Source organism: Bacillus sp. EU52 (assembly GCF_037964975.1).
Lineage (GTDB): Bacteria > Bacillota > Bacilli > Bacillales > Bacillaceae > Bacillus > Bacillus subtilis.
This window is the reverse complement of sequence record NZ_CP150177.1, coordinates 3924719-3937260: the sequence shown is the minus strand read 5'-3', so window position 1 is coordinate 3937260 and position 12542 is coordinate 3924719. Positions and strand designations below refer to the sequence as shown.

Below are 12542 nucleotides of genomic sequence, written 5' to 3'. Positions count from 1 at the left end.
ACTCTCAACACTATTGTAAACGTTAGGCCAGATGAATGCCGATTTGATGCTCATTGCAGTACTGCGTGTACTCGTCGTCTAATGGCTGAGAGGTCACAATGCAATGCAGCCTGTCAAACGGCGCATATGTCAGAAGCGTTGATTTTCCGAATTTAGAATGGTCAGCCAATAGATACACTTCTTTTGCTTTTTCCGAAATCCTCTTTTTAATTTCATACTCCAGCAGATCCGAGTTGGTCAATCCATGTGTCAGCGTCGTTCCGGTAGCAGACATAAAGGCTTTGTTGATATTGTACTTATCAAGCATAGCCGGGTCGTCCATGCCGACAAAGGAGCGGGTTTTTCTCTTATAGTTGTTTCCGATAATGATTAAGTTGATATTCTTCAAAGCTGACGCCGCATTGATAATGTCTAAACTGTTGGTTAAGATGGTGACATTTTTGGCTGGATCAAGCGTATCAAGAATAGACTTTGTCGTCGTTCCTGAATCAATGAAGACCAAATCGTGATCTTCAATAAATCGGGAAGCATAATGGGCGATTTTTGTTTTTTCATCCTGGTGCTGAATGGTGCGATTTTCAAAAGGAACTAATGCGGTTTTTTCAATAGATGTTACGCCGCCGTATACTTTTTCAATCGCACCCTTTTCTGTTAGCTTGTTGATATCACGTCTGACTGTGTTTTTGGAGACATTGAACACCTGGCATAGCTCATCTAAGGAAACAGTGCCATGCGATAAAATGTACTCTTCCATTTCCTGAATCCGCATCAGTTTCATATAAAAAACTCCTTCTTGAATCTTTACGTAACATAAATATATAATAAAAACCAAAAGTTAATCAATAGTTGCTTAAAAAATGATAACATCGGTGTATATCTTTTGCAAGATTGGACGGCCTTCTCTTACCTCTCTTACTTGATTAAAAGATTAATATAATAAAAATAATGAAAAAATTTAGTGTTTATGATTGACTTATGGGTATTATGCGATTAGAATATAACCAAGAAATGACCAAAAAGTAACCTGTTGTGCATGAAATGGTTGCTTGTATGTAAATATGCATCCGCCATTTATTTTTTTGGTTTTTTTGAAAGCGTTTAATTCTTGGCTTACTGAAAAGTGGATATTGATATGAATCTATCCTGAACCATCCATACAAGTGTATGTGTTTACTAATGAAGGAGGCAATAAGAATGGCAGAAATCAGAAAATTAAAAAACTACATCAACGGTGAATGGGTTGAAAGCAAAACAGATCAATATGAAGATGTCGTCAATCCGGCGACGAAAGAAGTACTATGCCAAGTGCCGATTTCTACAAAAGAGGATATTGATTACGCAGCGCAAACGGCTGCTGAAGCATTTAAAACATGGTCAAAGGTGGCGGTTCCGCGCCGTGCCAGAATTCTATTTAACTTCCAGCAGCTGCTGTCCCAGCATAAAGAAGAACTGGCTCATCTGATTACCATTGAAAACGGAAAAAACACAAAAGAAGCTTTAGGTGAAGTGGGACGCGGGATTGAAAACGTAGAGTTCGCCGCTGGAGCTCCTTCCCTGATGATGGGTGACTCACTTGCTTCCATCGCAACGGACGTTGAAGCGGCGAACTACCGTTACCCAATCGGAGTTGTCGGCGGAATCGCGCCATTCAACTTCCCGATGATGGTTCCTTGCTGGATGTTCCCGATGGCGATCGCGCTCGGCAACACATTTATTTTAAAACCATCTGAGCGAACTCCGCTGTTAACAGAGAAATTGGTTGAGCTTTTTGAAAAAGCGGGCCTTCCGAAAGGGGTATTCAACGTCGTATACGGTGCGCATGACGTTGTAAACGGGATTCTCGAGCATCCCGAAATTAAAGCGATTTCATTTGTAGGCTCCAAGCCAGTCGGCGAATACGTCTACAAAAAAGGAAGCGAAAACTTAAAACGCGTTCAATCTCTGACTGGTGCGAAAAACCATACGATTGTCTTGAACGATGCGAATCTTGAAGACACGGTCACAAACATCGTCGGAGCTGCCTTCGGTTCTGCCGGTGAACGCTGCATGGCTTGTGCGGTTGTGACGGTTGAAGAAGGAATCGCCGATGAATTTATGGCGAAGCTGCAGGAAAAAGTGGCGGACATTAAAATCGGTAACGGCCTTGATGACGGCGTGTTCTTAGGACCGGTGATTCGCGAAGACAACAAGAAGCGCACGCTCAGCTATATCGAAAAAGGTCTTGAAGAAGGTGCCAGACTCGTATGTGACGGACGTGAAAATGTGTCTGACGACGGCTACTTTGTCGGCCCGACGATCTTTGACAATGTCACAACAGAAATGACGATCTGGAAAGATGAAATTTTCGCTCCGGTCTTATCTGTCATTCGTGTGAAAAACCTGAAAGAAGCGATTGAAATCGCCAATAAGTCTGAGTTTGCGAACGGCGCCTGCTTGTTCACATCCAACTCAAACGCAATCCGCTACTTCCGTGAAAACATTGATGCGGGAATGCTAGGCATCAACCTTGGTGTGCCGGCTCCAATGGCGTTCTTCCCATTCTCAGGCTGGAAATCTTCATTCTTTGGAACGCTGCATGCGAACGGAAAAGACAGCGTCGACTTCTATACACGTAAAAAAGTGGTGACGGCAAGATATCCGGCACCTGATTTCAACTAAACGACGAACAGCCGAACGGCGTCCATGTGCGCTGTTCGGACTCATTCTGCCAATAGAAAGAGGAGGGCTTCACTATGAGTTATTTGTTGCGTAAGCCGCAATCGCATGAGGTATCTAATGGGGTCAAACTCGTGCACGAAGTAACGACATCCAACTCTGATCTCACTTATGTAGAGTTTAAAGTGTTAGATCTTGCTCCAGGTTCAAGCTATACAGAAGAATTGAAAAAACAAGAAATTTGTATTGTGGCGGTAACGGGGAAAATTACAGTGACAGATCATGAGTCGACTTTTGAGAATATCGGCACGCGTGAAAGCGTATTTGAACGAAAACCGACAGACAGCGTCTATATATCAAATGACCGTGCATTTGAGATCACAGCGGTCAGCAACGCAAGAGTGGCGCTTTGCTATTCTCCATCGGAAAAGCAGCTTCCGACAAAGCTGATCAAAGCGGAAGACAACGGAATTGAGCATCGCGGGCAATTTTCAAACAAACGTACTGTTCATAACATTCTTCCGGATTCAGACCCTTCAGCTAACAGTCTATTAGTAGTTGAAGTCTATACAGACAGCGGCAACTGGTCCAGCTACCCGCCTCACAAACATGACCAAGACAACTTGCCGGAAGAATCTTTCTTAGAAGAAACGTACTACCATGAGTTAGACCCGGGACAGGGCTTTGTGTTTCAGCGCGTATACACAGATGACCGTTCTATTGACGAGACAATGACTGTAGAAAATGAAAACGTTGTCATCGTTCCTGCGGGATACCACCCGGTAGGCGTTCCGGACGGATATACATCCTACTATTTAAATGTCATGGCAGGGCCGACGCGAAAATGGAAGTTTCATAACGACCCGGCGCATGAGTGGATTTTAGAACGCTAACAAGTGAGGAGTGGCTGTTTACGATGAAGTATACATTCAATGAAGAGAAGGCTTTTGACATTGTTGCCATCGGCCGGGCATGTATTGATCTGAACGCAGTCGAATACAACCGCCCAATGGAAGAAACGATGACATTTTCGAAATATGTCGGCGGTTCACCTGCGAATATCGCGATCGGCAGCGCGAAGCTTGGCTTAAAAGCGGGCTTCATCGGCAAAATTCCGGATGACCAGCATGGAAGATTCATAGAGTCCTATATGAGAAAGACCGGCGTTGATACAACACAGATGGTTGTTGATCAAGATGGACACAAAGCAGGCCTTGCATTTACAGAAATCCTCAGCCCTGAAGAATGCAGCATTTTAATGTATCGCGATGATGTGGCGGATCTTTATCTTGCGCCTTCAGAGGTAAGCGAGGACTACATCGCAAATGCGAAAATGCTGCTTGTTTCCGGGACAGCGCTCGCCAAAAGCCCGTCACGGGAAGCGGTATTAAAAGCTGTTCAATACGCGAAGAAGCATCAAGTCAAAGTGGTGTTCGAACTGGATTACCGCCCGTATACGTGGCAGTCATCAGATGAAACAGCCGTTTATTATTCTTTGGTTGCCGAGCAGTCTGATATCGTCATCGGCACACGCGATGAATTTGATGTGATGGAAAACCGCACAGGCGGAAGCAATGAAGAATCCGTCAATCATTTATTTGGCCATTCAGCCGACCTCGTTGTCATCAAACACGGCGTCGAAGGCTCTTACGCATACAGCAAATCCGGCGAGGTATTCCGCGCTCAAGCGTACAAGACAAAAGTGCTGAAAACCTTTGGGGCCGGTGACTCCTATGCGTCAGCCTTTATCTATGGCCTTGTCAGCGGAAAAGACATTGAAACGGCATTGAAATACGGCAGTGCTTCAGCCTCCATTGTGGTGAGCAAGCACAGTTCGTCAGAAGCGATGCCGACTGCGGAAGAAATCGTACAGCTTATTGAAGCACAGTCATAATTGAAAAAGATCGAGTAAAGGTGGGATCGTTTGTGGGCAAGAAAATTCGCTTAACAACAGCACAGGCGCTGATTAAATTCTTAAACCAGCAGTACATCCATGTTGATGGAAAGGAAGAGCCTTTTGTCGAAGGTATTTTCACAATTTTCGGCCATGGAAACGTATTAGGGATCGGGCAAGCGCTTGAGCAGGATGCAGGCCATTTGAAAGTCTATCAAGGGAAAAATGAACAAGGAATGGCGCATGCGGCCATGGCGTACAGCAAGCAAATGCTGAGAAGAAAAATATATGCGGTGTCTACATCCGTCGGACCGGGAGCGGCTAACTTGGTGGCGGCAGCCGGCACTGCATTGGCAAACAATATCCCAGTTCTCTTGATTCCGGCAGACACATTTGCGACAAGACAGCCAGACCCTGTACTGCAGCAAATGGAGCAAGAATACAGTGCGGCGATTACGACAAACGATGCATTGAAACCTGTATCGAGATACTGGGACCGCATTACGCGCCCTGAGCAGCTGATGAGCAGTTTGCTGCGCGCGTTTGAAGTCATGACTGATCCGGCAAAAGCAGGTCCGGCAACGATTTGTATTTCTCAGGATGTTGAAGGGGAAGCATACGATTTTGATGAAAGTTTCTTCGTCAAACGGGTTCACTATATTGATCGCATGCAGCCGAGCGAGCGCGAGCTTCAAGGTGCGGCGGAGCTGATTAAATCCAGCAAAAAACCTGTGATTCTCGTCGGCGGAGGCGCAAAATATTCCGGTGCGCGCGATGAATTGGTTGCCATTTCTGAAGCCTATAACATTCCGTTAGTTGAAACGCAGGCAGGAAAGTCTACCGTTGAGGCAGATTTTGCAAACAACCTTGGCGGAATGGGCATCACAGGTACACTTGCGGCAAACAAAGCGGCCCGCCAAGCTGATTTGATTATCGGCATCGGCACAAGGTATACAGATTTTGCGACATCCTCTAAGACCGCTTTTGATTTTGATAAAGCGAAGTTTTTGAACATTAACGTCAGCCGAATGCAGGCGTATAAACTTGATGCATTCCAAGTGGTGGCGGATGCGAAAGTGACGCTTGGCAAACTGCATGGCTTGCTTGAAGGCTATGAGAGCGAGTTCGGCACAACGATCCGGGAGCTGAAGGACGAATGGCTAGCTGAACGCGAGCGTCTCAGCAAAGTGACGTTTAAGCGGGAAGCATTTGATCCGGAAATCAAAAATCACTTTTCTCAAGAGGTCCTGAATGAATATGCTGACGCGTTGAATACGGAGCTTCCGCAAACAACGGCATTGCTGACAATCAACGAGACGATTCCTGAAGACAGCGTCATCATCTGTTCAGCAGGCTCACTCCCAGGAGATTTGCAGCGTCTGTGGCATTCTAATGTTCCGAATACGTATCACCTGGAGTATGGGTATTCTTGCATGGGCTATGAAGTGTCCGGGACACTCGGTCTTAAACTGGCCCACCCTGACAGAGAAGTGTATTCAATCGTTGGAGACGGCAGCTTCCTGATGCTTCATTCTGAACTGATCACGGCGATTCAGTACAACAAGAAAATCAATGTGCTGCTCTTTGACAACTCAGGATTCGGATGCATCAACAACCTGCAAATGGATCACGGCAGCGGCAGCTACTATTGCGAGTTCCGCACAGATGACAACCAAATCCTGAATGTCGATTACGCGAAAGTCGCTGAGGGATACGGCGCGAAAACCTACCGTGCAAACACAGTAGAAGAATTAAAAGCGGCGTTAGAGGATGCGAAGAAACAGGATGTATCAACATTAATTGAAATGAAGGTTCTGCCTAAAACAATGACGGACGGCTATGACAGCTGGTGGCACGTCGGGGTGGCAGAGGTATCTGAACAAGAAAGCGTTCAGAAAGCATACGAAGCAAAAGAGAAAAAGCTGGAATCTGCGAAGCAGTATTAGAGGGGAGGCACCATAGATGGGCAAAAATGAAATCCTGTGGGGAATCGCTCCCATTGGGTGGCGGAATGATGACATGCCTGAAATTGGAGCGGGAAATACACTTCAGCATTTGTTAAGTGATATCGTTGTCGCGCGTTTTCAAGGCACGGAGGTCGGGGGCTTTTTCCCCGAACCTGCCATCCTGAACAAAGAGCTGAAGCTTCGGAACTTACGCATTGCAGGAAAGTGGTTCAGCAGTTTTATTTTGCGTGACGGACTTGGTGAAGCGGCAAAGACATTTACCCTGCATTGTGAGTATTTGCAGCAAGTAAACGCGGATGTCGCAGTTGTCTCTGAACAAACGTACAGCGTGCAAGGCTTGGAGAAAAATGTGTTCACAGAGAAGCCGCACTTTACGGATGATGAATGGGAGCGGCTTTGCGAAGGGCTGAATCACCTTGGCGAAATTGCCGCTCAGCATGGCTTGAAGCTTGTCTATCATCATCATCTCGGCACTGGTGTCCAAACAGCGGAAGAAGTGGACCGCCTGATGGCAGGAACAGACCCTGCGCATGTACACCTCCTCTATGATACAGGCCATGCGTATATTTCTGACGGCGATTACATGGGGATGCTTGAGAAGCATATCGGGCGCATTAAGCATGTGCACTTTAAGGATGCCCGCCTGAATGTCATGGAACAATGCAGGCTCGAAGGACAATCGTTCCGGCAATCATTTTTAAAAGGCATGTTTACGGTTCCCGGTGACGGCTGCATTGACTTTAGAGAAGTATATCAGCTGCTGTTGAAGCACAGTTATTCCGGATGGATTGTCATTGAAGCTGAACAGGACCCCGATGTTGCAAACCCGCTGGAGTATGCATTGATTGCGAGAAACTATATTGATCAGCAGTTGTTGGATCTGGCTTAATGGGGAATGAACATATGGGCAATACCAATGGAGATTCAGCCTTCAATAAACGGACAATCGCGGCAGCATTGGCCAACTATATTGATGCCGGTTCAATTGTGGCAGGCTCCGCCGGTTTATCATTATGGGTCAGTTACCTTAAGCTATCCGATACGCAAATCGGGCTGCTTGGCGCACTGAGCGCAAATGCGATTTCTGCCGCTGTCGGCGCGCTGCTTGGCGGGTTTCTGGCTGATAAAGTCGGACGGAAGGCTGTTTATACCAATAGTATGCTGGTTTATGCACTAGGGATTTGTTTGGTTTTGTTCGGGGTTAATTTCCCCATGTTGTTAAGCGGTTACATCATTATCGGTTTATCAGTAGGAGCTGACATAACTGCGTCATGGACCATTATTGCGGAAAATGCGCCAAAGAAGAATCGGGCCAGACATTGCGGCGTAGCACAAGTCGCTTGGGCCGCGGGCGCTGTCGTTGTACTGCTCCTCTCCGTACTGGCCGGTGACTTGGGACTCTTGGGGAATAAAATCGTATTTGCCCATCTGCTTGTGATTGCGCTGATTACGTACATCCTGAGAATCAGGCTTCCGGAATCAGACGCCTGGCAGACAAAAAATCAGCCGGAGGATGCTCAGGCAGAGAAGCCGGCTGTACTGAATAAGACATCGTATTTTGATTTGCTCAAGCCTATGTATCTCAAAAGCATACTGTTTTTGATGGGTGTGTACTTGGTTTGGAACTTAGCCGCCGGAGTCATGGGCTTCTTTATGCCATACATTTATCAGCAGGTCGGCGGTGTATCTGCCAACATGGCCAACCTTTTGCAAATGGGGCTGTTTATCTTCACAGGATTGGGGGTCGCCTTGATCTTCATGCCCTTTGCCGACAAATATAGAAAAACCGTATTTGGAATCGCCGCTTTCATGGCGGTGATCGGGTGGACACTGTTTCTGCTGCCAGTTGAAGGCCTGCCGATTCTGCTCCTGTTTATTGTCGTGATCGGCATCAATAACGGAGCAGGGCAGCAAGCGAACTATCAGTTATGGGCCAGTGAAATCTTTCCTACGCAATATCGTGCTTCCGCACAAGGGCTGATGTTTTTCCTTGTCCGTATTTCAATAGGGATTTGGAGTCTGTTTGTCCCAATGATTATCACCAATTTCGGCATTGGAACGATGGCTGCAATTCTTCTCGGATGTGTGACGGCCAGTATGATCATCGGGCTGCTCTTTGCGCCGAATACGTCTGGCAAGTCGCTTGAACAAATTCAAGAGGAACTCTACGGGTCTCCTCAGAGCCAAGTAAAGCAAGGAACAGAAAGCAAAATCATGTAACCAACAGAAGGAGTGGCTGTCAATGAGTTTACGTATTGGCGTAATTGGAACTGGAGCAATCGGAAAAGAACATATTAACCGCATCACGAACAAGCTGTCAGGCGCGGAAATCGTAGCCGTAACGGATGTTAATCAAGAAGCTGCACAAAAGGTCGTTGAGCAATACCAATTAAACGCGACGGTTTATCCGAATGATGACAGCCTGCTTGCAGACGAAAATGTAGATGCTGTTTTAGTGACAAGCTGGGGGCCTGCGCATGAGTCAAGCGTGCTGAAAGCCATCAAAGCCCAGAAATATGTGTTCTGTGAAAAACCGCTCGCGACAACGGCTGAAGGATGCATGCGCATCGTCGAAGAAGAAATCAAAGTGGGCAAACGCCTTGTTCAAGTCGGCTTCATGCGCCGTTATGACAGCGGTTACGTACAGCTGAAGGAAGCACTCGATAACCATGTGATTGGCGAACCGCTTATGATTCACTGCGCGCACCGCAACCCGACTGTGGGAGATAACTATACAACGGATATGGCTGTAGTCGACACGCTTGTTCATGAAATTGACGTGCTGCACTGGCTCGTCAACGATGACTACGAGTCCGTTCAAGTCATCTACCCGAAAAAAACGAAAAACGCGCTGCCGCATTTAAAAGATCCGCAAATCGTCGTGATTGAAACAAAGGGCGGTATCGTCATCAATGCTGAAATCTATGTGAACTGTAAATACGGCTATGACATTCAATGTGAAATCGTCGGAGAAGACGGCATCATCAAGCTTCCCGAGCCATCAAGCATCAGCTTGAGAAAAGAAGGCAGATTCAGCACAGATATTTTGATGGATTGGCAGAGACGCTTTGTTGCTGCGTACGATGTGGAAATCCAAGACTTTATTGATTCGATTCAAAAGAAAGGCGAGGTCAGCGGACCGACGGCATGGGACGGCTATATTGCTGCTGTCACGACTGACGCGTGTGTAAAAGCCCAGGAATCTGGACAAAAAGAAAAGGTTGAATTGAAGGAAAAACCGGAATTCTATCAATCTTTTACAACAGTTCAAAATTAAAAAACAGAGGAGTGAAAATATGAAGTTAGCATTGGATCCATCCATGTATCGTGATGATTTAACTTTAGAGGAAACGGTCTATAAAACGGCGGAGCTTGGCTATGAATATATCGAATTGTCTCCGCGCGAGGATTTTTGCCCGTTTTATAAATATCCGAAAGTCGATTCAGCAAAGATCAAACAATTAAAGCGCCTTTTAAGAGATACAGGTGTTAAGCTTTCATCGCTTCTTCCTCTTTACCACTGGGCGGGACCCGATGAAGACCGCCGCCAGGCAGCAGTGCGCAATTGGAAACGGGCAATCGAAATTGCCGTTGAACTTGAAGTGGATTTGATGAACAGCGAATTCAGCGGTTCAAAATATGATCCTTTAACAAGTGAAGAAAAATTTATCAAATCCATGGATGAGCTTCTGCCAGTCTTTGAAAAAGAAGGTATTAAACTCAATCTTCAAGCCCACCCATACGATTTTATCGAAACGCACAAAGGTGCGATGGATATGATCCGCGCGCTTGACAAGGATTGGATCAATCTTGTCTACTCGACTGCGCATACGTTCTTCTATGATGACGGCAAAGGCGACATCGAGACCATGTTTGACGAAGCCGGCGACCGCCTCACACATGTTTTATTTGCAGATACCTATAATCATAAAGCGGCTCATGGCCTTCGCTACATCGTCAATCCGCCTGACGCGAAAGTAACGGTTCACCAGCATTTGGACATTGGCCAAGGCGAGGTTGATTTTGATACGATTTTCAGAAAACTGAGAGAGATGAAGTTCGACGGAATTGCGACGAATGCCGTATTTGCTTGGGTCGATGAAAGAGCGGATGAATCAAGCCGATTTATGCTTAAGAAAATGAAAGAAGAATTAGGTCTGGCATAAGCTGAGCATGGAGTTCGGCGGGATATGGCGACAGCCTTCCTGCCGAACTCCCTTCATATCTAAAACGCAGATGGGGGAGTCTGGCATGAAACTTTGTTTTAATGAAGCGACAACATTGGAAAACTCAAACCTTAAACAGGATTTAGAACTATGCGAAAAGCACGGCTATGATTATATTGAAATCCGCACAATGGATAAGCTGCCGGAGTACTTAAAAGATCATTCATTGGATGACCTTGCGGAATATTTTCAAACCCACCACATCAAACCGCTTGCCTTAAACGCACTCGTTTTCTTCAACAACCGTGATGAAAAGGGCCACAACGAGATCATCACTGAATTTAAAGGCATGATGGAAACATGCAAAACCCTCGGTGTGAAATATGTGGTGGCCGTTCCGCTTGTGACAGAGCAGAAGATTGTAAAAGAAGAGATCAAAAAGAGCAGTGTAGACGTGCTGACTGAGCTGTCAGATATCGCGGAGCCGTACGGAGTAAAAATCGCGCTTGAATTTGTCGGCCATCCGCAATGTACGGTCAATACGTTTGAACAGGCGTATGAGATCGTAAACACAGTTAACCGTGACAATGTCGGGCTTGTCCTTGACAGTTTTCACTTCCATGCAATGGGTTCAAATATTGAGAGCTTAAAGCAGGCGGACGGAAAGAAAATCTTCATCTATCATATTGATGATACAGAAGATTTCCCAATCGGCTTTTTAACAGATGAGGATCGTGTATGGCCGGGACAAGGGGCAATTGACTTAGATGCCCACTTATCTGCACTGAAGGAAATTGGCTTCTCTGATGTTGTATCAGTTGAGCTCTTCCGGCCTGAATACTATAAGCTGACTGCTGAGGAAGCCATTCAAACAGCGAAAAAAACAACAGTGGACGTCGTATCAAAATACTTCAACATGTAATGGATAAAGGAGGGGTGGACATGGCTTTTGTATCGATGAAAGAGCTTCTTGAAGATGCAAAGCGGGAGCAATATGCAATTGGCCAGTTTAATATCAACGGCCTGCAATGGACGAAGGCGATTTTGCAGGCGGCGCAAAAGGAGCAATCACCGGTCATCGCCGCGGCTTCCGATCGCCTGGTCGACTATTTAGGCGGATTTAAAACGATTGCCGCCATGGTAGGGGCGTTAATGGAGGACATGGCGATTACCGTTCCGGTCGTGCTTCATCTCGATCACGGCAGCAGTGCGGAACGCTGCAAACAGGCCATTGATGCTGGATTCAGCTCAGTGATGATTGACGGCTCCCATCAGCCGATTGACGAGAATATCGCGATGACAAAAGAAGTCACCGATTATGCCGCAAAACACGGCGTGTCAGTAGAAGCCGAAGTCGGCACGGTCGGCGGAATGGAAGATGGACTGGTCGGCGGGGTCCGCTATGCCGATATCATGGAATGTGAGCGGATCGTTAAAGAAACCAATATCGACGCGCTGGCCGCCGCCCTCGGCTCTGTACACGGCAAATATCAGGGTGAGCCGAATCTCGGATTTAAGGAAATGGAGGCTATCTCCCGCATGACTGATATTCCCCTCGTTCTTCATGGGGCATCCGGGATTCCGCAGGATCAGATCAAAAAAGCCATCACACTCGGCCATGCGAAGATCAATATCAATACGGAATGTATGGTAGCGTGGACAGACGAAACACGCCGCATGTTTCAGGAAAACAGCGATCTGTACGAACCGCGCGGCTATTTGACACCCGGCATTGAAGCCGTGGAAGAGACAGTGCGAAGCAAAATGAGAGAGTTCGGATCAGCCGGTAAAGCAGCTAAGCAGCAGGTCGGCTAAAGAGACCAAAAACCGCCGAGATGGCGGTTTTTTTGTGCGGTGTTG

General features: G+C 46.6%; 11 protein-coding genes. 10 read left to right on the top strand and 1 reads right to left on the bottom strand.

The genetic code is table 11. The features are described from left to right. Window positions 1–22 precede the first annotated feature (22 nt). Complete coding sequence (gene iolR / locus NSU05_RS20205) at window positions 23–778, bottom strand: myo-inositol utilization transcriptional regulator IolR (RefSeq protein WP_003227050.1); 756 nt, start codon at window positions 776–778, stop codon at window positions 23–25. Between the two features lie 416 nt (window positions 779–1194). Between iolR and iolA the strand changes: the two genes are divergently transcribed. The 10 genes from iolA (at window position 1195) to iolJ (ending at window position 12497) form a co-directional block, all read left to right on the top strand. After that, window positions 1195–2658 carry a methylmalonate-semialdehyde dehydrogenase gene (gene iolA / locus NSU05_RS20200; protein ID WP_003243682.1) on the top strand — a complete coding sequence of 488 codons (1464 nt, stop codon included), beginning with the start codon at window positions 1195–1197 and terminating at the stop codon, window positions 2656–2658. A 74-nt stretch (window positions 2659–2732) separates the two neighbouring features. Further along, window positions 2733–3548, top strand: coding sequence for a 5-deoxy-glucuronate isomerase (gene iolB, locus NSU05_RS20195; RefSeq protein ID WP_038429916.1), 816 nt, complete (start codon window positions 2733–2735; stop codon window positions 3546–3548). A 23-nt stretch (window positions 3549–3571) separates the two neighbouring features. Further along, window positions 3572–4549, top strand: coding sequence for a 5-dehydro-2-deoxygluconokinase (gene iolC / locus NSU05_RS20190; protein ID WP_038429915.1), 978 nt, complete (start codon window positions 3572–3574; stop codon window positions 4547–4549). A 32-nt stretch (window positions 4550–4581) separates the two neighbouring features. After that, window positions 4582–6495: a 3D-(3,5/4)-trihydroxycyclohexane-1,2-dione acylhydrolase (decyclizing) gene (gene iolD / locus NSU05_RS20185; protein ID WP_003242642.1), complete on the top strand. Its 1914-nt coding sequence runs from the start codon at window positions 4582–4584 to the stop codon at window positions 6493–6495. A 16-nt stretch (window positions 6496–6511) separates the two neighbouring features. Beyond that, complete coding sequence (gene iolE / locus NSU05_RS20180) at window positions 6512–7405, top strand: myo-inosose-2 dehydratase (RefSeq protein WP_014481416.1); 894 nt, start codon at window positions 6512–6514, stop codon at window positions 7403–7405. Window positions 7406–7419: 14 nt separating this feature from the next. Continuing rightward, window positions 7420–8736, top strand: a complete 1317-nt coding sequence (gene iolF / locus NSU05_RS20175) for a myo-inositol transporter IolF (protein ID WP_032725035.1) — start codon at window positions 7420–7422, stop codon at window positions 8734–8736. A gap of 22 nt (window positions 8737–8758) precedes the next feature. Then, window positions 8759–9793, top strand: coding sequence for a bifunctional inositol 2-dehydrogenase/D-chiro-inositol 1-dehydrogenase (iolG, locus tag NSU05_RS20170; RefSeq protein ID WP_029726147.1), 1035 nt, complete (start codon window positions 8759–8761; stop codon window positions 9791–9793). A 19-nt stretch (window positions 9794–9812) separates the two neighbouring features. Beyond that, window positions 9813–10682, top strand: a complete 870-nt coding sequence (locus tag NSU05_RS20165; RefSeq protein WP_015250852.1) for a sugar phosphate isomerase/epimerase — start codon at window positions 9813–9815, stop codon at window positions 10680–10682. A gap of 85 nt (window positions 10683–10767) precedes the next feature. Continuing rightward, entirely contained in the window at window positions 10768–11604 is an 837-nt protein-coding gene (gene iolI / locus NSU05_RS20160) for a 2-keto-myo-inositol isomerase (RefSeq protein ID WP_015250853.1), read from the top strand. A 20-nt stretch (window positions 11605–11624) separates the two neighbouring features. Then, a complete protein-coding gene (gene iolJ, locus NSU05_RS20155; protein WP_038429913.1) occupies window positions 11625–12497 on the top strand; it encodes a 6-phospho-5-dehydro-2-deoxy-D-gluconate aldolase in 873 nt (290 codons plus the stop codon). Window positions 12498–12542: the final 45 nt, after the last annotated feature.

Bases quoted from the DNA above. Each gene is read 5' to 3' on its own strand.
- NSU05_RS20165 (WP_015250852.1), top strand. From the start codon at position 9,813: ATGAAGTTAGCATTGGATCCATCCATGTATCGTGATGATTTAACTTTA.
- iolC (WP_038429915.1), top strand. From the start codon at position 3,572: ATGAAGTATACATTCAATGAAGAGAAGGCTTTTGACATTGTTGCCATC.
- iolA (WP_003243682.1), top strand. From the start codon at position 1,195: ATGGCAGAAATCAGAAAATTAAAAAACTACATCAACGGTGAATGGGTT.
- iolJ (WP_038429913.1), top strand. From the start codon at position 11,625: ATGGCTTTTGTATCGATGAAAGAGCTTCTTGAAGATGCAAAGCGGGAG.
- iolB (WP_038429916.1), top strand. From the start codon at position 2,733: ATGAGTTATTTGTTGCGTAAGCCGCAATCGCATGAGGTATCTAATGGG.
- iolR (WP_003227050.1), bottom strand. From the start codon at position 778: ATGAAACTGATGCGGATTCAGGAAATGGAAGAGTACATTTTATCGCAT.
- iolG (WP_029726147.1), top strand. From the start codon at position 8,759: ATGAGTTTACGTATTGGCGTAATTGGAACTGGAGCAATCGGAAAAGAA.
- iolF (WP_032725035.1), top strand. From the start codon at position 7,420: ATGGGCAATACCAATGGAGATTCAGCCTTCAATAAACGGACAATCGCG.
- iolE (WP_014481416.1), top strand. From the start codon at position 6,512: ATGGGCAAAAATGAAATCCTGTGGGGAATCGCTCCCATTGGGTGGCGG.
- iolI (WP_015250853.1), top strand. From the start codon at position 10,768: ATGAAACTTTGTTTTAATGAAGCGACAACATTGGAAAACTCAAACCTT.